Source organism: Streptomyces sp. NPDC050264 (assembly GCF_040655895.1).
Taxonomy (GTDB): Bacteria; Actinomycetota; Actinomycetes; order Streptomycetales; family Streptomycetaceae; genus Streptomyces.
In genome coordinates this window covers 336,311-358,002 of record NZ_JBFAKV010000003.1, presented here as the reverse complement: position 1 = coordinate 358,002, position 21,692 = coordinate 336,311, and the positions used below count along the sequence as shown (strand labels likewise).

Below are 21,692 nucleotides of genomic sequence, written 5' to 3'. Positions count from 1 at the left end.
CGCGCTCATTCATGATGTAGCACTACTTCCGCAGCTCGATGACGGTTTTGCCGATGCGGATCGGTGCGCCCAACGGGACCGGCGTGGGAGTCGTGAGACGGGTCCGGTCCAGGTACGTGCCGTTGGTGGACCCGAGGTCCTCGACGATCCACTGGCCGTCCCGGTCCGGATAGATCCTGGCGTGCCTGCTGGACGCGTAGTCGTCGTCCAGCACGATCGTGCTGTCGTGCGCGCGGCCGAGCGTGATCGTCTGCCCCTGCAGCGCCACCGTCGTACCGGTGAGGGTGCCTTCGGAGACGACCAGCTTGGAGGGGGCGCCACGGCGCTGCCGACCGCCGCCCTGCTGCTGGCGCTGGGGCGGTGGTGGCGCGGCGGGCTGCCGTGCCGTTTGTTGTTGTGGGCGCGCGTTGTCGCGGCGCGCGCCGCGCTGTGTGACGCGCGTTCCGAACAGGTCGCTGCGGATGACCTGGACGGCCACGATCACGAACAGCCACAGTACGGCCAGGAAACCCAGCCGCATGACCGTCAGGGTCAGCTCTGACATTGCCCCCGCTTCACCCTTCGGCTTGCCGATAAACGATGGTGGTTTGGCCCACGACGATCCGCGAGCCGTCGCGGAGCGTAGCGCGGGTGGTGTGCTGTCCGTCCACCACGATGCCGTTGGTGGACCCGAGATCCTGGATCGTCGAGGGCGTGCCGGTCCGGATCTCGCAGTGCCGGCGCGAGACGCCGGGGTCGTCAATCCGTACGTCCGCCTCGGTGGAGCGGCCGAGCACGAGGGTCGGCCGGGAGATCTGGTGGCGGCTGCCGTTGATCTCGATCCAGTGGCGTACGCGGGTGCCGGGCGGCGGGCCCGCGCCGGGGCGCTGGGCCGCTGCTGCCGGGCCCTGGGCCGGTGCCGGTGCCGCCGGGCGGCCGGGTGGCGGCGCGGCCGGCATCGGCGGAGCGGCGTGCTGCTGCGGGCTGCCGTAGCCACCGGGCGTCTGGTTGGGGCGGGCCGCGGCGGGGCGCTCGGGCTGGGCCTGACTGGTGGACGACGCGAGAGTGCGGCTGCGTACGCGGTACAGACCCGTGTCCAGGTCCTCCGCCTTCTCCAGGTGCACCTTGATGGGGCCCATGAAGGAGTAGCGCTGCTGCTTCGCGTAGTCGCGCACCATGCCGGACAGCTCGTCGCCGAGCTGTCCGGAGTAGGGGCTCAGGCGCTCGTAGTCCGGCGCGCTCAGCTCCACGATGAAGTCATTGGGGACGACGGTCCGCTCGCGGTTCCAGATCGTCGCGTTGTTGTCGCACTCGCGCTGCAGTGCGCCCGCGATCTCGACGGGTTGCACCTCGGACTTGAAGACCTTGGCGAAGGTGCCGTTGACCAGACCCTCGAGCCGCTGCTCGAACTTCTTCAGGACTCCCATGGGGCACCTCCTCCTTCGTAGCCGCCCTGCTTGCCGATGTTGCCTTGGCTGCCGTGGTCGCTCGTGCTGTCTTCCGGGCCGCCTTCTCGGTACTGCTTACTGATCGTATCCACGCGTCGGGAAATCGGCTGGTTCCCCCTGTCCGCCCGGTCGATGAGTGTCGACGCTCACAGCCCTTCTATGAGGGATCGTAGAGGTGGCCTCAAGACAGTGTCCCGTACGCGGCTGTGGAGAGGCCGGACTCCTCGTGAGCCCGGCCGAAGTGGCCGGAGTACGGCGTGGTCCGGCGCGGTTCGCCGTGTCTCGTGCCCGCCGGGGGCCCACGGAAACGGATGTGAATCCACCCTCTGCAGCGTGCTAATCTTCTGGATGTCGGAAGGCGCTCACCCCGAAAGGGCGAAGGGCCGGAGGACACACCCAATGCGCGGGTGGCGGAATAGGCAGACGCGCTGGATTCAGGTTCCAGTGCCCGAAAGGGCGTGGGGGTTCAACTCCCCCCTCGCGCACAGCTGAAAGCCCCGCAGGTCTTCGGACCTGCGGGGCTTTTGCGTTGCCCCGTTGCCCGGTGGGCTTGCCGGACAGGGGGCGCGAAGGGCGCCGCGGCCGGTGGCCTGCGACGCCCTGTGGGTTATGTCACCTTCACGCGGCGAGGCGTGCGGCGAGCTCCTTGCCCTTCGCGGCGGCGGACTCGAGCGCCTGCGCGCGGGAGGCCTCGTAGAGCGGGACCAGTTCGGCCATGGCCGGGTTGCTCGGGGCCATGGTCAGCTCCGGGACGATGAAGTCGAGGTCCAGGCCGAGGGCGTCGCGCAGGACGGCCTCCAGGTAGTTCTGCACGTACTCCATGGCCTCGCGCGGGGTGCCCGGCGCGTAGGAGCCGCCGCGGCTGGCGACGACGGTGACCGGGGTGCCCTTCGCGGACGGGGTCTCGACGCCGGCGGTGCGGCCGAACAGGATCACGTTGTCCAGCCACGCCTTCAGCGTCGACGGGATCGCGAAGTTGTACATCGGGGCGCCGATCAGGATGGCGTCCGCCTGCTCCAGCTCCTCTATGAGCTGCACGCGCGCGGCGAAGGCGGCGGCCTGCTCGGGCGAGTGCGAGGCCGGATCGATGAAACCGGCGACGTGGGCGTCGGCGGAGATGTGGGGCACCGGGTCCGCCGACAGGTCGCGGTAGACGACCGTGCCCTCGGGGTGCTGCTCCTGCCAGGCCTGGCGGAACGCGTCCGTGACGGTGCGCGAGGCCGAGGCGGGGCCGGAGAAGACGGACGAGTCGAGGTGCAGCAGCGTGGCCATGGTGTGTCTCCCGCTGAGGTCGGGGTGTAGTTCAGTACGTAACTATTAATAGCACAGGGACTTACTTTTCTTCATCCCCGTACGTGAGCGCAGTACCCTGGACGTATGGCGGGCGACGGGGAAGAGACGAACGGGGCGGGCGTTGCGGGGTGCCCGGGTACGGGCGCAGGCGCGGGATCCGGGGCCGGTGTCGGCCGGCAACCTCAGGGGTGCACCGGGGTCGACATCGGGATGACGCGCGTCTTCGGGCTGCTGGGCAAGCGCTGGACCGGGCTGATCGTGGCCGTCCTGTTGCAGGGGCCGGTGCACTTCTCGGATCTGCGCAGGGCCATCCCCGGGATCAGTGAACGCATGCTCTCCGACCGGCTCACCGAGCTGGGTACGGCCGGGCTCGTCGTGCGCCGGGTCGACGAGGGGCCACCGCTGCGCGTCTCGTACCGGCTCACGACGGCGGGTTCGGCGCTGGAGCCCGCGCTGGCGGAGCTCGGGGCGTGGTCCGAGAAGTACCTGGGGGCCGAGGGCGGGACGTGTCCGGCGGAGTTCCGGACGTAGGCGGGGTGGCCTGTGCCCAAGGTCTGCGTACGAGGTTTTCCACAGGCGGGCGGTTTTCCACAGGCTCTGACGGGGTTTTCCGGGCGGCGGTACCGTCGTGACGAGTCACAGCGGTGGGTGCGTACGCGGTCCCGTACGGGACGGGGGAGGCGATCGGCATGGGCGAACGCGTGGAAGAACTCGGAGCCGGTGGCGCGGTGGTGACCGTGCCGCGCCGGGGCGGGGTGCAGGGAGCGCGGCGGTTGCCGCAGGCGGCCGGGTTCGCGGTGCGGACCGGTGCCGACGGCTCGGGTCCCTCGCCGAAGGCGACCGGCAAGGCGCTGCGGACGCAGGTGCCGCGGTCCTCGCACGCCGGGTTCGAGGTGAGCGCGGACCGGCCGGATGCTGTCGGGGCGGTGGACCAGTCCAACCAGGGCCGTATCGCCGAGCTGACCCCGCTGCGGGTCGGACGCATGACCGCGACGCCCTTCGCCTTCCTGCGCGGATCCGCGGGCCTGATGGCACACGATCTGGTGCGCACACCGTTGACCGGCATCGGCGCCCAGATATGCGGCGACGCCCATGCCGCCAACTTCGGGCTGTACGGAGATGCGCGCGGCGGCCTCGTCATCGACCTGAACGACTTCGACGAGACCGTGCACGGCCCCTGGGAATGGGACCTCAAACGGCTCGCCGCCTCGCTCGTGCTCGCCGGCCGGGAGGCCGGGGCGGACGAGGACATCTGCCGGGGGGCGGCGCACGACGCGGCGGGTGCCTACCGGCGCACGATGCGGCTGCTCGCCAAACTGCCGGCGCTCGACGCGTGGAACGCCATCGCGGACGAGGAACTCGTCTCGCACACCGACGCCCATGACCTGCTCGGCACCCTGGAGCGGGTCTCCGAGAAGGCGCGGCACAACACCAGCGGGCGTTTCGCAGCCAGGTCCACGGAGGTGGACGCGGACGGCGGGCGGCGGTTCGTGGACGCGCCGCCGGTCCTGCGGGGCATACCCGACGCGGAGGCCGAGGCCGTCGCCGCCTCGCTCGGCGCGTATCTGGAATCCCTCTCGCCGGACCGGCTGCCCCTGCTCGCGCGGTACGCGATCCACGACGTGGCGTTCCGTGTCGTCGGCACCGGCAGCGTGGGAACCCGGTCGTACGTGGTGCTGCTGCTCGACCATCGGGGCGAGCCGCTCGTCCTGCAGGTGAAGGAGGCGCGGCCGTCCGCGCTGCTGCCGCATCTGCCCGCTGTCGGCTTCGAGGCGGCGGCCGTCGAGCACGAGGGGCGGCGCGTGGTGCTCGGGCAGAAGCGGATGCAGGTCGTCAGCGACAACCTCCTCGGCTGGACCACGGTGGGCGAACGGCCCTTCCAGGTGCGCCAGTTCAGGAACCGTAAGGGCAGTGTCGACCCGGCCGCGCTCGCCGCCGACCAGGTGGACGACTACGCGCGGATGACCGGCGCGCTGCTCGCCCGCGCCCACGCCCACAGCGCCGACCCGCGGCTGATCGCCGGGTACTGCGGCAAGAACGAGGAGCTGGACGAGGCCGTCGCGTCGTTCGCGGTGGCCTACGCGGACCGGACCGAGGCCGATCACGGGGAGCTGGTGCGGGCTGTGCGGGAGGGACGGGTCGCGGCGGAGGCCGGGGTCTAGGACCTGTCTGCAAACTCCCCTCGTCGCCCGGAGGGCGGCCCGGCGGTGTTCGGTGCGTGCTGTCGGCGGGCCGGGTGCAGGGTCTCGTACAGGGCGTACTCGGCTTTGCGCCCGGTGCGGCGAGAGTGCGTGCCGGGCGTCGCCGGGCAGAAGGGAGTTTGAAGACAGGCCCGAGGCCGGGGGACGGGGTCGGACTGCGGGACCTGGGGCGCGGCCCCGGGCGGGGCGCGGCCCCGGGTGGGGAGAACCGGGTTCGCTTCGGTCCGAGGGGGTGGGGAGCGCGTGCCCTAGGCTGGACGGGTGACGACCCCGGAGACCGATGTGGCAGAGCAACCGGAGGAGCAGTCTCGGGAGCGGCCCGAGGCGCGCCTTGAGCGGGCGGTGCGCGCTGCCGAGCAGGCGCTGATCGAGTTCGAGATCGCGGTGGAGACGTTCCGGGTCGAGGTGGAGAACTTTTCGCGGCTGCACCACCAGAAGCTCGGGCCGATGTACACGCGGCTCGACGAGCTGGAGGCGCTGATCGCGGAGGCAACCGCGACGCGTTCCGGTGACCCGGAGGACCGGCGCAAGGCCGACGAGGCGCGGGCGCGGGTGATGCCGATGCCGGGTGTCGAGGAGCTGTTCCACGGGTGGATGGACGGGGACGGGCTGTTCCCGGAGGCCGCCGCGATGCTGACCGATCAGTCGGTGCGGCCGCCGCAGCGGGTACGGCCCAGCGACGAGGCCCGCAAGCTCTACCGGGAGCTGGTCCGCAAGGCGCACCCGGACCTCGCGCAGGACGAGGAGGAGCGGGGCCGGCGCGACGAGTTCATCGCGCGGGTGAACGCGGCGTACGGGCGCGGTGACGAGGCCCTGTTGAGTGAACTGGCCGAGGAGTGGGCGGCGGGTCCGGTGCCGCCCGAGCGGGAGCCGACGCCGAGCGAGGAGCTGTACGCGCGCCTGGAGTGGCTTGCGCGGCGCAAGGAGCTGCTGGCCTCGGTGGCGCAGGAGCTGGAGGAGAGCGCGATCGGCGCGATGCTGCGGATGGCGCCGGAGGACCCGGACGCGCTGCTCGACGACATTGCCGAGCAGCTGCTCGCGCAGGTGGCGGAGCGGGAGTCCGAGCTGGAGCGGCTGACCGCGTCCTGATCTCAGGTGAGCGGCCCGACCTCAGGTGGGCGGCCGGGGCGTGGGGCGGTCGGGTAGCGTCGGGGGCATGGTTTTCGGTTCTGGTGTGCCCACGGTCGGTGTCGACGAGCTCAAGGCGGACGACTTCCTCCTCGACGTCCGTGAGGACGACGAGTGGCAGGCGGGTCACGCCGCGGGTGCGCTGCACATCCCGATGAGTGAATTCGTCGCCCGCTTCGGTGAGTTGACCGAGGCGGCGCCGCAGGACGGCCGGGTCAGCGTGGTCTGTCGGGTCGGCGGGCGTTCCGCTCAGGTGACGCAGTATCTGCTGCAGCAGGGTGTCGACGCGGTGAACGTGGCCGGTGGCATGCAGGCGTGGGAGGCGGCCGGCCGGCCCGTCGTGGACGACAACGGGCAGCCGGGCTCCGTGCTCTGAGCGGTTTTTTCGCGGGTCAGCCCAGCTGGTGGGCGGCGAGGAGGTCGCCGAGTATCTCTTCGTGGGCGGCGGCCGGGCCGAGCGAGAGTTCCAGGTGTTTCGCCCAGGCGTGGTAGCGGTGCAGCGGGTAGTCCGTGTCCGCGCCGAAGCCGCCGTGCAGGTGCTGGGCGGTCTGCACGATGCGTCGTACGCCGTCGGACGCCCAGGTCTTGGCGACCGCCACGTCGCCGGTGACGGGGAGCGGCCCGGTGGCGCCGCTGCTCAGTCGCCAGGCGGCCTGCCACAGGGTGGCTTCCATCGCGCGCAGGTCGATGTAGCGGTCGGCGGCCTGCACGGCGACCGCCTGGAACGTGGCGATGGGATGCCCGAACTGTTCGCGCTTGCTCGCGTAGTCGCTGGTCATTTTCAGTACGCCCTCCCCCAGGCCGAGGGCGAGCGCGCAGGTGCCGGTGGCGAGCAGGTCGTGCAGCCGGGGCCAGGCGGCGGGGTCCGTGATGACGTCGTGGGGTGTGACGCGGGCGCCGTCCAGGCGGAGTTCGGCCAGGCGCTCCCCGGTCGTGGAGAACTGTTCGGCGAGGGTGCGGCCCGGTAGGTCCGTGGCCGGTCCCGGCAGCAGGGCGAGCACGGTGTCGCCCGCGGGGGTGTGGGCGGGCACGATGATCCGGTCCGCGTTCAGCGCCCAGGGAACCGCTGTCTGGGTGCCGTCCAGTTGCCAGCCGCCGTCGGCCGCGTCGGGATCGCGCCGGGCCGTGACCGCGAGGTCGGCGGCCTCGTGTCCGGTGCGGCCGGCGGAGGCGACGGTCAGGACGAGCTCGCCGCGCCCCGCGCCGGGCAGTATCTCCCGCTTCAACTCCTCGCCGCCATAGGCCCCTACGGTCGCGGCGGCCGCGCTGTGTTCGAGCAGCGGTACCCGGGCCAGGACCTTCGCCGCCTCGCGCAGCACGAGGCAGAGAGCGATGGCGTCCAGGCCCGCGCCGCCGTGCTCCGGCGCGATCAGCAGGCTCAGCAGATCGGCGTCGGCGGCCTTCGCCCACAGGGTGCGGTCGAAGTCGTCGGCCACGGCGCCGGCGGTCAGCGCGGGGCTGGGCACGCCGTCGGGGGCGACCGGTGTGAACACCGCCTTCGCCGCCTCGACGGCCGCCTGCTGCTCCTCGGAGAAGGTGAAGTCCACCGGCTGTCCTCCCGTTCGGTTCCTCTGAGCCTGCGGTTCCTGGGGCCCGTTCCGGCCGGGTCCGGCCCCGGCCGGGCGGGCCGGGCACGACGCCGGTATCTGACGGGCCGTCAAGATAGAACAGGTTCTACGAGAAGGGAACAGGCCGGATGCCGCGACGGCCGTCGCCGGGCGCGCGGCAGCCGGGATTGGAGGGCGGGCCCTCAGCGGTCGAAGTCCAACTCCACCTTCTCCGTGGCCGGATGGGACTGACAGGCCAGCACATAGCCCGCCTCGGTCTCCTCGGGCTCCAGTGCGAAGTTGCGGTCCATCCGGATGGATCCCGAGACGAGGAAGGCGCGGCAGGTCCCGCACACGCCTCCCTTGCAGGCGTAGGGCGCGTCCGGCCGGTTGCGGAGCACCGCTTCCAGGAGGGATTCGCCGTCCTCGACCGGCCAGGTGCCCGAGCGGCCGTCGAGCTGCGCGGTCACTGTGCTGTGCGCGGGAGTCGCCGCCGCGCGGATCGGCGCGGGGCCGTCGTCCACGTGGAAGATCTCTTCGTGGATGCGCTCGCGCCGCACGCCCAGGCCGCGCAGGGCTCTCTCGGCGCCCTGCACCAGGCCGTACGGTCCGCACAGGAACCATCCCGCCACCGTGTCCACCGGGAGCAGGGCGGGCAGCAGCGCCGCGATCCGGTCCTGGTCGAGCCGGCCCGAGGCCAGTCCTGCCTGCTGTTCCTCCCGGGAGAGCACGGTGACCAGCTGGAACCGGTCGGGGTAGCGGTCCTTCAGGTCCGCGACCTCCTCCAGGAACATCGTGGAGGAGGTGGTGCGGTCGCTGCGGATCAGGCAGAACCGGGCCTGTGGCACTCGCTCCAGGAGTGTGCCGGCGATGGACAGGACCGGGGTGATGCCGCTGCCGCCGACCACCGCGGCGTAGTGCCCGGGTGCCGGGTCGAGGGTGAAGCGCCCGGCCGGGGTCATCACCTCCAGTTCGTCGCCGACGGCGATCTCCTTGTGCGCGTACGTCGAGAAGGCGCCGCCGTCGACGAGGCGCACCCCCACCCGTAGCGACCGGGGTGCCTCGTCGGCCGGGACGGTGGAGCAGATCGAGTACGTACGACGGATCTCCGCGCCGTCCCCGGTGCGGCGCAGGGCGAGGTGCTGTCCCGGCGCGTGCCGGAATTGCTCGCGCAGTTCGGTGGGGACGGTGAAGGTGAGGGCCACGGAGTCGTCGGTGAGCCGGTCGACGGCTGTGACGCGGAGCCGGTGGAAACGAGCCCTGGCAGCTCCTGCCATCACAACTCCTTGAAGTGGTCGAAGGGTTCGCGGCAGGACAGGCAGCGGCGCAGCGCCTTGCAGGCCGTGGAGGAGAAACGGCTGAGCAGTTCGGTGTCGGTCGCGCCGCAGTGCGGGCAGGCGAGGGGCGCGGTGTCCTGTGCCGGGCCGGGTAGGTGCCGGGTCGGGCCGAGGGCGATGGTGACCGGACCGGCGGCGGGGTCGGCGAGCGTGCGTGTGCTGCGGGGTGGCGCTATGCCGAATTCCGCGAGCTTGCGGCGGCCTTCGGGGGTGATGTCGTCCGTGGTCCAGGCGGGCGCCAGCACGGTGTGAACGGTGACGTCGGGGATGCCGTGCTCGTGCAGGACGCGCTCGATGTCGCTCGCCATGGCCTCGATCGCTGGGCACCCGGTGTAGGTGGGGCTCAGGTCGACCTCGACGCGGCCGGGTCCCCGGGTGTGCACGGCGCGCAGTACGCCCAGTTCCTCCAGGGTCAGCACGGGCAGCTCGGGGTCGGGCACGGAGCCGGCGAGTCGGCGCAACTCGGCTTCGAGGGGTGTCTCCTGGTCGTGGGCGAGGGTCACCATGACGCCCCCGGGTGGCTGCGGTGCAGGTGCTGCATCTCGGCGAGCATCCGGCCGAACGGCTCGGTGTGCAGGCCCTGGCGTCCGGCGCCGGCGCGCCAGGCTCCGGTATCCGGGCCGTCGGGGACGCTGAGGGTGGCCTGGCGCAGTACGCCGGTCACGGTCGCCGTCCAGACGGTCTGCGTCTCCTGCCAGTCGATGTCGAGGCCGGGGACGGGCTGGAACATCTCGCCGGTGTAGCGCCACAGTGCGTCGACCGCTCGCTGCATGCGCCCGTGACTTTCCTCGGTGCCGTCGCCGAGGCGCAGTGTCCACTGCCGGGCGTGGTCCTGGTGGTAGGCGACCTCTTTGACGGCTTTCGCGGCGAGGGGGGCGAACGGACCGTCTCCCTCGGCAAGTTGCCCGTACATGAGCTGCTGGTAGGCGGAGAAGCAGAGCTGGCGGGCGATGGTGTGGGCGAAGTCGCCGTTCGGCTGCTCGACCAGCTGGAGGTTGCGGAAGGCGCGCTCCTCGCGCAGGTACGCCAGTTCGTCCTCGTCGCCGACCATGCCCAGTAGGAGGCGGGCCTGGCCGAGCAGGTCGAGGGCGATGTTCGCCAGGGCGACCTCCTCCTCCAGGACCGGGGCGTGGCCCGCCCACTCTCCGAGCCGGTGCGAGAGCACGAGGGCGTCGTCACCGAGGGCGAGCGCCGCGCTGGCGGTGGGGCCGAGCGCTTCGCGGGCGGCGGTCACAGGTGCTTCACCCCGTCCGGGATCTCGTAGAACGTCGGGTGCCGGTACGGCTTGTCGGCGGCCGGCTCGAAGAAGGGGTCCTTCTCGTCCGGGGAGGAGGCGGTGATCGCCGTGGACGGCACGACCCACAGGGAGACGCCCTCGCCGCGGCGCGTGTACAGATCCCGCGCGTTGCGCAGGGCCAGCTCGGCGTCCGGTGCGTGCAGGCTGCCCGCGTGGGTGTGGGACAGGCCGCGGCGGGAGCGCACGAAGACCTCCCACAGGGGCCAGTCCGGGGCGCCGGCGCCCGCTTTCGGGGTCGGGGTCCCGCTCATGCCGCCCTGCCTTCTGAAGTCGCTGTGGTGGCGTGCTTGGCCGCGTGTGCCGCGGCGGCCTCGCGGACCCAGGCGCCCTCGTCGTGGGCGCGCCTGCGCTGGGTGATGCGCTGTTCGTTGCACGGCCCGTTGCCCTTGAGGACCTCGTGGAACTCCGGCCAGTCGATCGGGCCGAAGTCGTGCTGCCCCCGCTCCTCGTTCCACTTCAACTCCGGGTCGGGGAGCGTCAGTCCGAGGGATGCGGCCTGCGGTACGCAGATGTCGACGAAGCGCTGGCGCAGCTCGTCGTTCGAGTGGCGTTTGATCTTCCACTCCATGGACTGTGCCGAGTGCGCGGACTCGTCGTCGGGCGGGCCGAACATCATCAGGGACGGCCACCACCAGCGGTCCACGGCGTCCTGCGCCATCGCGTGCTGGGCGTCGGTGCCCCGGCTGAGGGCGAGCAGCAGCTCGTACCCCTGCCGCTGGTGGAAGGACTCCTCCTTGCAGACACGGACCATCGCGCGGGCGTAGGGACCGTAGGAGCAGCGGCACAGCGGCACCTGGTTGGTGATCGCCGCGCCGTCCACCAGCCAGCCGATCGCCCCTACGTCGGCCCAGGTGAGCGTCGGGTAGTTGAAGATCGAGGAGTACTTCTGGCGGCCGCTGTGGAGCTTGTCGAGCAGTTCGTCGCGGCCCGTGCCGAGGGTCTCCGCCGCGCTGTAGAGGTACAGCCCGTGGCCCGCCTCGTCCTGCACCTTGGCCATGAGGATCGCTTTGCGGCGTAGCGAGGGTGCGCGCGTGATCCAGTTGGCTTCCGGCTGCATGCCGATGATCTCGGAGTGGGCGTGCTGCGCTATCTGGCGCACCAGCGTCGCGCGATAGGCGTCGGGCATCCAGTCGCGGGGCTCGATGCGCTCGTCGGCCGCCACGGCCGCGTCGAACGCGGCCTGGAATCCGGCCGCGCGGTCCGCTTCCGTGCCGGCTGCCTGGTGGTGCGGGGCTGCTGTCGCCATTCCCGGTCCCCCTCGACCTTGGGTGCCCGATGCCGTCCGGGCCCGCACTGGCTCCCGACCGATCGTTCGGTTCGTCGGATTCAATGGTGGGACGTGGCGCCGTAGGGTGTCAACCCTGAGCCGCCGAGCCTGTGGATAACCTCGGGCAAGCTGTGCTGAGCGGCCTCTCCCCAGTACCGTTCCGGTGCGTCGCACCCGCCCCGGCGGGTCGGTGCGGAATCGGTTCGCCCTCGGGCGGCCGAGCGAGACGGGCCAGGGGAACTACGGGACCGGGAAACGGGGAGCACCGATGGAGACGGAAGCAGGCGCCGCGGACGAGGCCGCGCGGCGCACGCCACAGAGGGCGACTCCCGCACCACCGGGCCCGCCGGACGCTCTGCCGTCCGACGCGGGCGGGCCGTCTCATGTGCCGGAGTCCCACGTGCCGGAGTCGCCCGACGTGCCCGAGTCGTCCGATGGGGCCGGGCCGCCCGGGCGTCAGGGGATCGCGGCGCTCTCCCCCGGCTATCAGGTGGTCGCCGCGCTGGCCCTCTCGGGCGTCGCTTTCGTCGCGGGTATCCACATACTCATGGTGTTCCTGCACGTTGCGCCGCCGAACACCGTGTCCAAGCAGCACAGCGCTGCGGTCGAGGCCTGGATCTACCCGGAGTTCGAGCAGAACTGGAAGCTGTTCGCCCCCAACCCGCTCCAGCAGAACGTCGCGGTCCAGGCCCGGGCCGAGGTCCGCACGGCCGGTGGGGAGCAGCGCACCACCCGCTGGTACGACCTGTCCGCGCGGGACGGCGCGGACATCGACGGGAACCTGGTGCCCAGCCACACCCAGCAGAACGAACTGCGCCGCGCCTGGGACATCTACATGTCCACGCACGACGCCCGGAACCGGCCGACGGGCCTGCGCGGGACGCTCTCCGAGCAGTACCTGCGCCGCGTCCTCGTCCTGCGCCTCGACCGGCTCGACGTGGCCGGCAAGGGGGACGTCGTCGAGCGCGTCCAGGTCCGCTCGCAGTCGACCGTGGTCGAGCCTCCGAAGTGGAGTGTCGAGAAGGTGAGTCAGAAGCCGGTCTACCGGCAGGTGCCCTGGTGGACGGTGACGTCGCGGGACGCCTCACTCGACAGCGGCACGCATCTGCGGTTCGCGGGCACGCAGGGCGGTGCCCGATGAGCCGTGTCGAAGAGCGGGCGAGCCATCTGTCGGGCCGAATCGAGAAGACGGTGAGCACCGGTCTCCAGCGGCTCACCGCGGCCCCGCTCGGCCGCTACCAGAGTGCCGTGATCCGCATCGGGTTCGCCGGGACCTGGCTGTTGTTCCTGCTGCGCGAGTTCCCGCACCGGCAGGAGCTCTACGGGCCGGACGGGCCGTGGAGCTGGGACCTGGCGCAGCAGCTCATCACGGACAACCACGCCTTCACCGTACTGATGTGGTCCGACGGCCAGGCATGGTTCGAGTTCGTCTACGTGGTGGCCGTGCTGGCGTCCGTGCTGCTGATGCTGGGCTGGCACAGCCGCGCCATGTCGGTGCTGTTCATGATCGGCGTGCTGTCGCTGCAGAACCGCAGCGTCTTCGTGGGGGACGGCGGCGACAACGTCATCCATCTCATGTCGATCTACCTGGTCTTCACCCGCTGCGGGCAGGTGTGGTCGCTGGACGCGCGGCGCGCGGCACGCGCGCGTGCCGCGCGAAAGAGCCCCGGGGCGCCGACGTCCGAGGGCCGTGGCGGGATCGTCCTGTGGTGGGTCCTGGGTCTCGCGCTCGCGGCGGTCACGTTCACGGGCGATGCGAGCGGTGGCTGGCTGACGGTCTTCTGGGGGCTGTGGGCCGCCCAGGGAGTGTGGTGGTACGTCGGCCGACGGGCCGAGCCCGGTGATCCACGTCTGCTGTGCGACGTCGTCGCGAACGTCGTGCACAACGCGGCACTGCTCGTGATCATGGTCGAGGCGTGTCTGATCTACGCGACCGCGGGCTGGTACAAGATCCAGGGCAGCCGCTGGCAGGACGGCACCGCGGTCTACTACCCGCTGCACCTGGACTACTTCTCGCCGTGGCCCGCCCTCGGCGACCTGCTGACCGCGTTCGGGCCGATGGTGCTGCTGGTGACGTACGGGACGGTCGCCGTACAGGTCGCCTTCCCGTTCACGGTCTTCAACCGGCGTGCGAAGAACGTCCTGTTGGTGTTCATGATCCTGGAGCACGCGGTCATCGCCGTCGCGCTCGGGCTGCCGTTCTTCTCGCTCGCGATGATCGCCGCGGACGCGGTGTTCCTGCCGACGTCCTTCCTGCTTCGCGTCGGCGGCTGGGTGTCACGCGCGCGTGGCCGCGTTCTCGCCGGTTCACGGGGCACGGAGGTGCCCGGCCCGCGTACGGCGCAGGACGTCGAACTGCCGGCGGCGCGGACGCCCACGGCACGCACGTAGGCTTCCTGCCATGAGCGGGACGAGCACGGACAGCGGCGCGGCCGGCGGTCCGGACAAGAGGTCCGAGGGCGCCGTGCGGGACTGGCGGCGCCGGGCCGACGCGGCGGTGCTGCTGGACGGTTTCCACGCCCTCAAGCACGCCGTACGCTTCGGCGCCGATGTGCCCGTCGCGCTCGCCGTGGACCGTGCGGCCGCGCTCGCCCTGGCCGCCGACCTCGCCCCCGATGTCGTGGCGGACCTGGACGCGCTCCTCGTGGAAGTGGAGCAGGACGTGCTGCGGGCTCTCGTACCGCGGCTGCACCCGACCGGCGTCGCCGCCCTCGCCGGACGCCCTGTCCACGCCGACAACCTGGCGGTCCTCAAGGGCACAGGACGCACTACACCTGTCGTGGTCCTCGACAATCCGCGCAACCTCGGCAACGCGGGCGCCGTCATCCGCCTGGCCGCCGGGTACGGCGCCACCGGAGTCGTCACGATCGGCAGCCTCGACCCCTGGCACCCGACCGTCGTACGGGGCGGGGCCGGGCTGCACTTCGCGACCGCCGTGGAGCGGCTCGCGGTCGACGAACTGCCCGGCGGACCCCTGTACGCGCTCGACCCCGAGGGCGCGGACATCCGCGGCCTGAAGCTGCCCGACGACGCGCTGCTCGCCTTCGGGTCCGAGCGCAGCGGCCTGTCGCCCGAACTGCGCGAGCGCGCCGACCAGTTGGTGGCCCTGCCGATGCGGCCCCAGGTCTCCAGCTACAACCTGGCCACCAGCGTCGGCATGACGCTCTTCCACTGGAGCGCGCACAGCACGAACGCGCCGTAGGGGCCTCTCGACCTGGCTCTCAGACGGCTTCCCGGCGTACCTCCACCACCCGGAAGCGGTTCGCCACGAAGGCGCCGTCGCACAGGGCCGCGTTCGCCGCCGGGTTGCCACCGGAGCCGTGGAAGTCGGAGAACGCCGCCGTCTGGTTCACGTACACGCCGCCCGTGAGGTTGAGCGAGAGCTGGGCGCACTCCTCCAGGCAGACCTCCTCGACGGCTCCGGCCACCTCTTCGGAGGTGGTGTACGCGCCGACGGTCATCGCACCCTTCTCGCGCACCGTGCGCCGCAGCAGCTCCACCGCGTCCTGCGTGGAGTCGACGGCGACGGCGAAGGAAACCGGGCCGAAGCACTCGCTCATGTAGGCGGCCTCGGCATCGGGCCCCTCCCAGTACTTCCGGGCGCCGTCCAGCTTGACGATCACGGGGGTGCGCACGACGGCGTCCGGGAACTCAGGGTTGCCGACCTCCCTGGAGGGCAGCGCGACGTCACCGAGGCCGGGGGCGGCCTCCAGGCGGGACTTCACGTCCGGGTTCACCAGGGCGCCCAGCAGCCCGTTGGCCCGGGCGTCGTCGCCGAGCAGGCCGTCGACGGACCGTGCGAGGTCGGCGACGACCTCGTCGTAGGACTTGGGTCCCTGATCGGTGGTGATGCCCTCGCGCGGCACCAGCAGGTTCTGCGGAGTCGTGCACATCTGGCCGCTGTACAGGGACAGGGAGAACGCCAGGTTCGCCAGCATGCCCTTGTAGTCGCCGGTTCCGTCGATCACGACGGTGTTGACGCCGGCCTTCTCCGTGTAGACCTGCGCCTGGCGGGCGTGGGCCTCCAGCCAGTCGCCGAAGGCCGTCGAACCGGTGTAGTCGATGATCTTGATCTCGGGTCGTACGGCGAGCGTCTTGGCGATGCCCTCGCCGTCCCGCTCGGCCGCCAGCGCCACCAGGTCGGGTGCGAAACCCGCCTCGGCCAGCACGTCCCGGGCCACCTGCACGGTGAGCGCGAGGGGGAGCACCGCGCGCGGGTGGGGCTTCACCAGGACTGGGTTGCCCGTCGCCAGGGAGGCGAAGAGGCCCGGATACCCGTTCCACGTGGGGAACGTGTTGCAGCCGATCAGCAGCGCGATGCCCCGGGCGACCGGGGTGAACTCCTTGTCCAGGACCAAGGGGTCGCGCTTGCCCTGCGGCTTGGTCCACTGGGCCGCGTCCGGCGTGCGGACCTGCTCCGCGTACGCGTACGCCACCGCTTCGAGGCCGCGGTCCTGTGCGTGCGGGCCGCCCGCCTGGAACGCCATCATGAAGGCCTGGCCGCTGGTGTGCATGACGGCGTGCGCGAACTCGTGCGTGCGCGCGCTGATCCGGGCCAGGATCTCCAGGCACACCGCCGCGCGCACCTCGGCGCCCGCCTCGCGCCATGCGCGCATGCCCGCACGCATGGCCGGCAGCAGCGTCTCGATGTCGGCGTGCGGGTAGGTGACCCCCAAGTCGATCCCGTACGGGGAGACTTCACCGCCCACGAAGTCGTCCGTGTCCGCCTGGCCGAGGTCGAGCCGGGTGCCGAGCAGGGCGTCGAAGGCGGCCTTGCCCTCGGCGGCGCTCAGGCTCCCGTGCTCCCCGTAGGCCTTGGGGTGCTCGGGGTGCGGGGACCAGTACGCGCGCGTGCGGATCGCTTCCAGCGCCTGGTCGAGGGTCGGCCGGTGCTTGGCGATCAAATCGTGCGCGGTGCGTTCGGCGGCGGCCATGGCGGACCAACTCCTCCTGGGCTGCGGCTCCTCGTCGAGCCGGTGAGCTGGGCGGGACTGGGGGCGGGACTGGGCAGGGAATAACCGTGAGAGTTAGAGTAACCGAACGATCGGTCGGGACAAGAGGGTGCGTGGAACCTGTGGAAAACCGGCCCGATGGGCCCCGGCGCCCTGAAACGCGGCTGCATGCGGAAGGATCGCGCGCATGACAGCAGATGACCGCCTCGTGGGCGTGGTCGGCACCGGCACCATGGGCCAGGGCATCGCCCAGGTCGCCCTGGTCGCGGGGCACCCCGTCCGGCTGTACGACGCCGTACCCGGGCGGGCGGGGGCGGCCGCGGAGTCGATCGCCGCGCGGCTCGACCGGCTTGTCGAGAAGGGGCGGATGAGCGCCGAGGAGCGCGCGGCCGCCGGCGCGCGCCTCGCACCCGCGCAGACGCTCGACGAGCTCGCGGACGCCGCCCTCGTCATCGAGGCCGTCCTGGAGCAACTGGAGGTCAAACAACAGCTGTTGCGCGACCTGGAGGAGATCGTCGCGGACGACTGTCTGCTGGCCACGAACACCTCGTCCCTGTCCGTGACGGCGATCGGCGGGGCCCTACGGCTGCCCGGCCGCTTCGTGGGCCTGCACTTCTTCAACCCTGCTCCGCTGCTGCCCCTGGTGGAGGTCGTCTCCGGCTCCGCCACCGACGTCACGGCGGCCACGCGCGCGTACGAGACCGCCCGCGCCTGGGGCAAAACCCCGGTGGCCTGCGCCGACACCCCCGGCTTCCTGGTCAATCGCATCGCGCGCCCCTTCTACGCGGAGGCGTTCACCGTCTACGAGGACCAGGGCGCCGACCCGGCCACCATCGACGCCGTGCTGCGCGAGAGCGGCGGCTTCAAGATGGGCGCCTTCGAGCTGACCGACCTCATCGGCCAGGACGTCAACGAGGCCGTGACGCGCTCCGTGTGGGAGGGCTTCTTCCAGGATGTGAAGTTCCGGCCCTCGCTGGCCCAGCGCCGCCTGGTCGAGGCAGGACACCTCGGCCGTAAGGCCGGCCAGGGCTGGTACGCGTACGGGGACGACGAGGAGCGGCCCGAACCGCACACCGCCGCGCCCGCGGACCAACCCGCCTATGTAGTCGCGGAAGGCGACCTCGGCCCCGCGCGCGAGCTGCTCGGCCTCATCCGCGAGGCGGGCATCGAGGTGCGCGAGGAGGACGAGGACAACGGCACCCGCCTGGTGCTGCCCAGCGGCGGACAACTAGCCCTCGCGGACGGGCAGACGTCCATCGAGTACCGGGACGTCGTCTACTTCGACCTCGCGCTCGACTACCGCAGCGCCACCCGTGTCGCGCTCGCCACCGCCCAGGACGCGAACCAGCGCACCCTGGGGGAGGCCATCGGTCTCTTCCAGGCGCTCGGCAAGGACGTCAGCGTCATCGGTGACGTGCCCGGCATGATCGTCGCCCGGACGGTGGCCCGCATCATCGACCTGGCACACGACGCCGTCGCCAAGGGCGTGGCCACCGAGGAGGATGTCGACACCGCGATGCGGCTAGGCGTCAACTACCCGCTGGGGCCCATCGAGTGGAGCCGCAAGCTCGGCAAGAACTGGGCGTACGCCCTCCTCGACGACCTGCACCTGCGCGACCCCTCGGGCCGCTACGTGCCGTCCCTGGCCCTCTACCGCCATTCGTACGCCCCTGAGAAGCGGGAGGGCTCCGCATGACCACCGCACGACGTGACACCGGCGCACGACGCGACACCTACACGCCCGACACCCTGCTCGCGGTCGCGGTCGCGGTGTTCAACGAGCGCGGCTACGACGGCACGTCCATGGAGCACCTCTCCAAGGCGGCCGGCATCTCCAAGTCCTCGATCTACCACCACGTGTCGAGCAAGGAGGAACTGCTGCGCCGTGCCGTGAACCGCGCGCTCGACGGCCTCTTCGGGATCCTCGGCGAGGAACCCGCGCGCGTGGGACGTGCCGTGGAGCGCCTGGAGTACGTCACCCGGCGCATGGTCGAGGTGCTGACCGGCGAACTCCCCTACGTGACGCTCCTGTTGCGCGTGCGCGGGAACACCGACACCGAGCGCTGGGCCATGGAGCGGCGCAGAGACTTCGACCACCAGGTCGCCGCGCTGCTGAAGGCGGCCGCCGCCGACGGGGACGTACGGGGCGACATACCGGTGCGCCTCGCCACGCGGCTCGTCTTCGGGATGATCAACTCCGTCGTGGAGTGGTACCGCCCCGACGGGGGCGGCCTGGGAGACCGCGAAGTGGCCGACGCCGTCGTGGAGTTGGTCTTCGGCGGGCTGCGCAAAGAGGGCTGAAGCGCACAGTGGGTCGAAGCGTAGGAAGGGCTGAAGCCTGAGGAGCTGATGGCCTCCTGGCGGACCCGCCCGAAGGGGCTGTCAGGGGCTGTCCGGCTCCAGGTCCTCCTCCTCGAAGACCAGCAACGTCCTTGTGCTGAGCACTTCGGGGATGGCCTGCAGCTTGGTGAGGACCAGCTCGCGCAGCGCGCGGTTGTCCTGCGTGTGCACCAGGATCAGGACGTCGAAGCCGCCGCTGACCAGCGCGATGTGCGAGGCCTCCGGCATCTGGCGCAACTGGTCGCGGACCGTGCGCCAGGAGTTCTGGACGATCTTGAGGGTGACGTACGCGGATGCGCCCTGGCCGGCTCTCTCGTGGTTGACGCGGGCCCCGAAACCGCGGATCACGCCGTCATCGATGAGGCGGTTGATGCGGGCGTAGGCGTTCGCCCGGGAGACATGGACGCGCTCGGCGACGGACCGTATCGACGCCCGGCCGTCCTTCTGCAGCATCTGCAGGATGTCGCGGTCGATGGCGTCCAGCGGCCGGGCCGAGGGATCGGGGCCGTGGGAATTCCGGCCACCAGAGCCGTCGGCCATTTGTTCAGATGCCATCTGCCCCCGCCTCCCTACCATGGACGTACTGCGTTCATCACAGGCTGTGGAGAACCGTTTGTCCACAGCCTGGAGGTGCCTGTAGCCAAAATGTGCCGACGACCGAACAATCGGTAGGTGAGGCGCATCACACCCGACGCGCCCTTCAAGCCGCTCCCCCGAGGAGGTGCCGTCATGACGGTCACGGAGCAGCGGGGCGCCCATCGCGCCGGCGCACCCACGCCGCCGCCCGCCTGGCAGCCCCGCACGGACCCCGCGCCGCTGCTGCCCGACGCGGAGCCCTACCGGGTCCTGGGCACCGGTGCGGCCGCGCAGGCCGACCCGGGGCTGTTGCGCCGGCTGTACGCGGAAGTGGTGCGCGGCCGCCGGTACAACGCGCAGGCGACCGCCCTGACCAAGCAGGGCCGCCTCGCCGTCTACCCCTCCACCACCGGCCAGGAGGCCGCCGAGGTCGCCGCGGCGCTCGTCCTCCAAGAGCGCGACTGGCTCTTCCCCAGCTACCGCGACACCCTCGCCGCCGTGGCCCGGGGCCTGGACCCCGTCCAGGCCCTGACGCTGCTGCGCGGCGACCGGCACACCGGGTACGACCCGCGCGAGCACCGCATCGCGCCCCTGTGCACCCCGCTCGCGACCCAGTTGCCGCACGCCGTGGGCCTCGCACACGCCGCACGCCTCAAGGGTGACGACGTCGTGGCGCTCGCCATGGTCGGAGACGGCGGGACGAGCGAGGGCGACTTCCATGAGGCGCTGAACTTCGCGGCCGTGTGGCGGGCGCCAGTCGTCTTCCTCGTACAGAACAACGGGTACGCCATCTCCGTACCGCTGGCCAAGCAGACCGCGGCGCCGTCCCTGGCCCACAAGGCCGTCGGATACGGGATGCCGGGCCGCCTGGTCGACGGAAATGACGCGGTGGCGATGCACGAGGTGCTCTCCGAGGCCGTGGCCCGCGCGCGCGAGGGCCACGGCCCGACGCTGGTCGAGGCCATCACCTACCGGATGGACGCCCATACGAACGCCGACGACGCGACCCGCTACCGCGGCGACGCCGAGGTCGAGGCGTGGCGCGGGCACGACCCGGTCCTGCTCCTGGAGCGGGAGCTGACGGAACGCGGCCTGATCGACGAGGCCGGCATCCAGGCCGTGCGCGACGACGCCGAGACGATGGCGGCCGGCTTGCGCGAGCGCATGAACCAGGACCCGGCGCTCGACCCGATGGACCTGTTCACCGACGTCTACGCAGAACAGACCTCCCAGTTGCGCGAGCAGGCCGAGCAGTTGCGGGCCGAGCTCGAAGCCGAGGCGGAGGCGTCCGAAGGGGGCCGGGCATGACCACCGTCGCCGACAAGAAGGCCACGAAACCGGCCACCATGGCGCAGGCCCTCGGGCGCGCGCTGCGCGACTCCATGGCCGAGGACCCGTCCGTGCACGTCATGGGCGAGGACGTGGGCACGCTCGGCGGTGTCTTCCGCGTCACCGACGGGCTCGCCAAGGAGTTCGGCGAGGACCGCTGCACGGACACGCCGCTCGCGGAGGCCGGCATCCTCGGCACCGCCGTCGGCATGGCGATGTACGGGTTGCGGCCCGTCGTGGAGATGCAGTTCGACGCGTTCGCGTACCCGGCCTTCGAGCAGTTGATCTCGCACGTCGCGCGGATGCGCAACCGCACGCGCGGTGCCATGCCGCTGCCCATCACCGTGCGGGTGCCCTACGGGGGCGGCATCGGCGGCGTCGAGCACCACAGCGACTCCTCCGAGGCGTACTACATGGCGACCCCCGGCCTGACGGTCGTCACGCCCGCCACCGTCGCGGACGCGTACGGGCTGCTGCGGCAGTCGATCGCGTCCGACGACCCGGTGGTGTTCCTGGAGCCCAAGCGGCTCTACTGGGCGAAGGATTCCTGGAACCCCGAGCAGCCGGCGGACGTTGAGCCCATAGGTACGGCAGTGATCCGCCGCCCCGGGACCAGTGCCACGCTCATCACGTACGGACCGTCCGTGCCCGTCTGCCTGGAGGCCGCCGAGGCGGCCCGCGCGGAGGGCTGGGACCTCGAAGTGGTCGATCTGCGCTCGCTGGTGCCGTTCGACGACGCGACGGTCACCGCGTCCGTGCGCCGCACCGGGCGCGCGGTCGTCGTGCACGAGTCGGGCGGCTTCGGCGGGCCCGGCGGGGAGATCGCCGCGCGCGTGAGCGAGCGCTGCTTCCACCATCTGGAGGCGCCGGTGCTGCGCGTGGCGGGGTTCGACATTCCGTACCCGCCGCCGATGCTGGAGCGGCATCATCTGCCTGGTGTGGACCGGGTGTTGGACGCGGTCGCGCGGCTCCAATGGGACCAGTGAGGGGATCGGGCT

22 protein-coding genes and 1 tRNA gene are annotated in these 21,692 nt (G+C 71.6%); 12 read left to right on the top strand and 11 right to left on the bottom strand.

Features of this window, described 5'->3' with window-relative positions:
* Positions 1–22 precede the first annotated feature (22 nt).
* Positions 23–544, bottom strand: a complete 522-nt coding sequence (locus tag AB0J02_RS06775; protein WP_363192493.1) for an FHA domain-containing protein — start codon at positions 542–544, stop codon at positions 23–25.
* 10 nt (positions 545–554) lie between these two features.
* A complete protein-coding gene (locus AB0J02_RS06770; RefSeq protein WP_363192492.1) occupies positions 555–1,406 on the bottom strand; it encodes a DUF3662 and FHA domain-containing protein in 852 nt (283 codons plus the stop codon).
* A gap of 422 nt (positions 1,407–1,828) precedes the next feature.
* Between AB0J02_RS06770 and AB0J02_RS06765 the strand changes: the two genes are divergently transcribed.
* Positions 1,829–1,912 (top strand) — tRNA-Leu (locus AB0J02_RS06765).
* A gap of 133 nt (positions 1,913–2,045) precedes the next feature.
* On the opposite strand, the gene AB0J02_RS06760 is transcribed toward AB0J02_RS06765, so the two are convergent.
* Entirely contained in the window at positions 2,046–2,699 is a 654-nt protein-coding gene (locus AB0J02_RS06760; protein ID WP_363192491.1) for an NAD(P)H-dependent oxidoreductase, read from the bottom strand.
* 231 nt (positions 2,700–2,930) lie between these two features.
* Between AB0J02_RS06760 and AB0J02_RS06755 the strand changes: the two genes are divergently transcribed.
* The 4 genes from AB0J02_RS06755 (at position 2,931) to AB0J02_RS06740 (ending at position 6,425) form a co-directional block, all read left to right on the top strand.
* Positions 2,931–3,251 carry a helix-turn-helix domain-containing protein gene (locus AB0J02_RS06755; protein ID WP_363192490.1) on the top strand — a complete coding sequence of 107 codons (321 nt, stop codon included), beginning with the start codon at positions 2,931–2,933 and terminating at the stop codon, positions 3,249–3,251.
* 158 nt (positions 3,252–3,409) lie between these two features.
* Complete coding sequence (locus tag AB0J02_RS06750) at positions 3,410–4,882, top strand: DUF2252 domain-containing protein (protein WP_363192489.1); 1,473 nt, start codon at positions 3,410–3,412, stop codon at positions 4,880–4,882.
* Between the two features lie 300 nt (positions 4,883–5,182).
* A complete protein-coding gene (locus AB0J02_RS06745) occupies positions 5,183–6,010 on the top strand; it encodes a hypothetical protein (protein WP_363192488.1) in 828 nt (275 codons plus the stop codon).
* Positions 6,011–6,077: 67 nt separating this feature from the next.
* Positions 6,078–6,425, top strand: a complete 348-nt coding sequence (locus AB0J02_RS06740) for a rhodanese-like domain-containing protein (RefSeq protein WP_363192487.1) — start codon at positions 6,078–6,080, stop codon at positions 6,423–6,425.
* Positions 6,426–6,441: 16 nt separating this feature from the next.
* Here the strand turns inward: AB0J02_RS06740 and AB0J02_RS06735 are convergent, their stop codons facing one another.
* The 6 genes from AB0J02_RS06735 to paaA all read right to left on the bottom strand — a co-directional run bounded on the left by AB0J02_RS06735 (position 6,442) and on the right by paaA (position 11,476).
* Positions 6,442–7,596 carry an acyl-CoA dehydrogenase family protein gene (locus AB0J02_RS06735; RefSeq protein ID WP_363192486.1) on the bottom strand — a complete coding sequence of 385 codons (1,155 nt, stop codon included), beginning with the start codon at positions 7,594–7,596 and terminating at the stop codon, positions 6,442–6,444.
* A gap of 203 nt (positions 7,597–7,799) precedes the next feature.
* Complete coding sequence (gene paaE / locus AB0J02_RS06730; protein WP_363192485.1) at positions 7,800–8,873, bottom strand: 1,2-phenylacetyl-CoA epoxidase subunit PaaE; 1,074 nt, start codon at positions 8,871–8,873, stop codon at positions 7,800–7,802.
* Positions 8,873–9,439 carry a 1,2-phenylacetyl-CoA epoxidase subunit PaaD gene (gene paaD, locus AB0J02_RS06725; protein ID WP_363192484.1) on the bottom strand — a complete coding sequence of 189 codons (567 nt, stop codon included), beginning with the start codon at positions 9,437–9,439 and terminating at the stop codon, positions 8,873–8,875. Before paaD ends, paaE begins: the two co-directional genes overlap by 1 nt.
* Positions 9,433–10,167 (bottom strand): 1,2-phenylacetyl-CoA epoxidase subunit PaaC, encoded by a 735-nt coding sequence (paaC, locus tag AB0J02_RS06720; RefSeq protein ID WP_363192483.1) that lies wholly within the window; start codon positions 10,165–10,167, stop codon positions 9,433–9,435. The genes paaD and paaC overlap by 7 nt, the downstream gene beginning before the upstream one ends.
* Positions 10,164–10,481 (bottom strand): 1,2-phenylacetyl-CoA epoxidase subunit PaaB, encoded by a 318-nt coding sequence (paaB, locus tag AB0J02_RS06715; protein ID WP_363192482.1) that lies wholly within the window; start codon positions 10,479–10,481, stop codon positions 10,164–10,166. Before paaB ends, paaC begins: the two co-directional genes overlap by 4 nt.
* On the bottom strand, positions 10,478–11,476 hold the full coding sequence (gene paaA, locus AB0J02_RS06710) for a 1,2-phenylacetyl-CoA epoxidase subunit PaaA (protein WP_363192481.1): 999 nt from the start codon (positions 11,474–11,476) through the stop codon (positions 10,478–10,480). Before paaA ends, paaB begins: the two co-directional genes overlap by 4 nt.
* 289 nt (positions 11,477–11,765) lie before the next feature.
* Here paaA and AB0J02_RS06705 point away from each other — a divergent pair, with 289 nt between their 5' ends.
* Genes AB0J02_RS06705 through AB0J02_RS06695 form a run of 3 tightly spaced genes read left to right on the top strand, consistent with a single transcriptional unit; the run spans position 11,766 to position 14,699 of the window.
* On the top strand, positions 11,766–12,638 hold the full coding sequence (locus AB0J02_RS06705; protein WP_363192480.1) for a DUF5819 family protein: 873 nt from the start codon (positions 11,766–11,768) through the stop codon (positions 12,636–12,638).
* A complete protein-coding gene (locus AB0J02_RS06700; RefSeq protein ID WP_363192479.1) occupies positions 12,635–13,888 on the top strand; it encodes an HTTM domain-containing protein in 1,254 nt (417 codons plus the stop codon). The genes AB0J02_RS06705 and AB0J02_RS06700 overlap by 4 nt, the downstream gene beginning before the upstream one ends.
* Before the next feature lie 10 nt (positions 13,889–13,898).
* Positions 13,899–14,699: a TrmH family RNA methyltransferase gene (locus AB0J02_RS06695; protein WP_363192478.1), complete on the top strand. Its 801-nt coding sequence runs from the start codon at positions 13,899–13,901 to the stop codon at positions 14,697–14,699.
* 19 nt (positions 14,700–14,718) lie between these two features.
* Here the strand turns inward: AB0J02_RS06695 and paaN are convergent, their stop codons facing one another.
* Positions 14,719–16,431, bottom strand: a complete 1,713-nt coding sequence (gene paaN, locus AB0J02_RS06690; protein WP_363192477.1) for a phenylacetic acid degradation protein PaaN — start codon at positions 16,429–16,431, stop codon at positions 14,719–14,721.
* Between the two features lie 205 nt (positions 16,432–16,636).
* Here paaN and AB0J02_RS06685 point away from each other — a divergent pair, with 205 nt between their 5' ends.
* Entirely contained in the window at positions 16,637–18,145 is a 1,509-nt protein-coding gene (locus AB0J02_RS06685) for a 3-hydroxyacyl-CoA dehydrogenase (RefSeq protein WP_363192476.1), read from the top strand.
* Complete coding sequence (locus AB0J02_RS06680; protein ID WP_363192475.1) at positions 18,142–18,750, top strand: TetR/AcrR family transcriptional regulator; 609 nt, start codon at positions 18,142–18,144, stop codon at positions 18,748–18,750. The genes AB0J02_RS06685 and AB0J02_RS06680 overlap by 4 nt, the downstream gene beginning before the upstream one ends.
* 81 nt (positions 18,751–18,831) lie before the next feature.
* Here the strand turns inward: AB0J02_RS06680 and AB0J02_RS06675 are convergent, their stop codons facing one another.
* Entirely contained in the window at positions 18,832–19,329 is a 498-nt protein-coding gene (locus AB0J02_RS06675) for an Lrp/AsnC family transcriptional regulator (protein WP_363192623.1), read from the bottom strand.
* A gap of 189 nt (positions 19,330–19,518) precedes the next feature.
* Here AB0J02_RS06675 and pdhA point away from each other — a divergent pair, with 189 nt between their 5' ends.
* Both pdhA and AB0J02_RS06665 read left to right on the top strand, forming a co-directional pair.
* Entirely contained in the window at positions 19,519–20,673 is a 1,155-nt protein-coding gene (gene pdhA / locus AB0J02_RS06670) for a pyruvate dehydrogenase (acetyl-transferring) E1 component subunit alpha (protein ID WP_363192474.1), read from the top strand.
* On the top strand, positions 20,670–21,680 hold the full coding sequence (locus AB0J02_RS06665; protein WP_363192473.1) for an alpha-ketoacid dehydrogenase subunit beta: 1,011 nt from the start codon (positions 20,670–20,672) through the stop codon (positions 21,678–21,680). Before pdhA ends, AB0J02_RS06665 begins: the two co-directional genes overlap by 4 nt.
* Positions 21,681–21,692 lie beyond the last annotated feature (12 nt).

Coding starts and splice junctions, on each gene's coding strand:
- AB0J02_RS06775 (WP_363192493.1), bottom strand. CDS start 544: ATGTCAGAGCTGACCCTGACGGTCATGCGGCTGGGTTTCCTGGCCGTA.
- AB0J02_RS06770 (WP_363192492.1), bottom strand. CDS start 1,406: ATGGGAGTCCTGAAGAAGTTCGAGCAGCGGCTCGAGGGTCTGGTCAAC.
- AB0J02_RS06760 (WP_363192491.1), bottom strand. CDS start 2,699: ATGGCCACGCTGCTGCACCTCGACTCGTCCGTCTTCTCCGGCCCCGCC.
- AB0J02_RS06755 (WP_363192490.1), top strand. CDS start 2,931: ATGACGCGCGTCTTCGGGCTGCTGGGCAAGCGCTGGACCGGGCTGATC.
- AB0J02_RS06750 (WP_363192489.1), top strand. CDS start 3,410: ATGGGCGAACGCGTGGAAGAACTCGGAGCCGGTGGCGCGGTGGTGACC.
- AB0J02_RS06740 (WP_363192487.1), top strand. CDS start 6,078: ATGGTTTTCGGTTCTGGTGTGCCCACGGTCGGTGTCGACGAGCTCAAG.
- paaE (WP_363192485.1), bottom strand. CDS start 8,873: ATGGCAGGAGCTGCCAGGGCTCGTTTCCACCGGCTCCGCGTCACAGCC.
- paaD (WP_363192484.1), bottom strand. CDS start 9,439: ATGGTGACCCTCGCCCACGACCAGGAGACACCCCTCGAAGCCGAGTTG.
- paaB (WP_363192482.1), bottom strand. CDS start 10,481: ATGAGCGGGACCCCGACCCCGAAAGCGGGCGCCGGCGCCCCGGACTGG.
- paaA (WP_363192481.1), bottom strand. CDS start 11,476: ATGGCGACAGCAGCCCCGCACCACCAGGCAGCCGGCACGGAAGCGGAC.
- AB0J02_RS06705 (WP_363192480.1), top strand. CDS start 11,766: ATGGAGACGGAAGCAGGCGCCGCGGACGAGGCCGCGCGGCGCACGCCA.
- AB0J02_RS06700 (WP_363192479.1), top strand. CDS start 12,635: ATGAGCCGTGTCGAAGAGCGGGCGAGCCATCTGTCGGGCCGAATCGAG.
- AB0J02_RS06695 (WP_363192478.1), top strand. CDS start 13,899: ATGAGCGGGACGAGCACGGACAGCGGCGCGGCCGGCGGTCCGGACAAG.
- paaN (WP_363192477.1), bottom strand. CDS start 16,431: ATGGCCGCCGCCGAACGCACCGCGCACGATTTGATCGCCAAGCACCGG.
- AB0J02_RS06685 (WP_363192476.1), top strand. CDS start 16,637: ATGACAGCAGATGACCGCCTCGTGGGCGTGGTCGGCACCGGCACCATG.
- AB0J02_RS06680 (WP_363192475.1), top strand. CDS start 18,142: ATGACCACCGCACGACGTGACACCGGCGCACGACGCGACACCTACACG.
- AB0J02_RS06675 (WP_363192623.1), bottom strand. CDS start 19,329: ATGGCCGACGGCTCTGGTGGCCGGAATTCCCACGGCCCCGATCCCTCG.
- pdhA (WP_363192474.1), top strand. CDS start 19,519: ATGACGGTCACGGAGCAGCGGGGCGCCCATCGCGCCGGCGCACCCACG.
- AB0J02_RS06665 (WP_363192473.1), top strand. CDS start 20,670: ATGACCACCGTCGCCGACAAGAAGGCCACGAAACCGGCCACCATGGCG.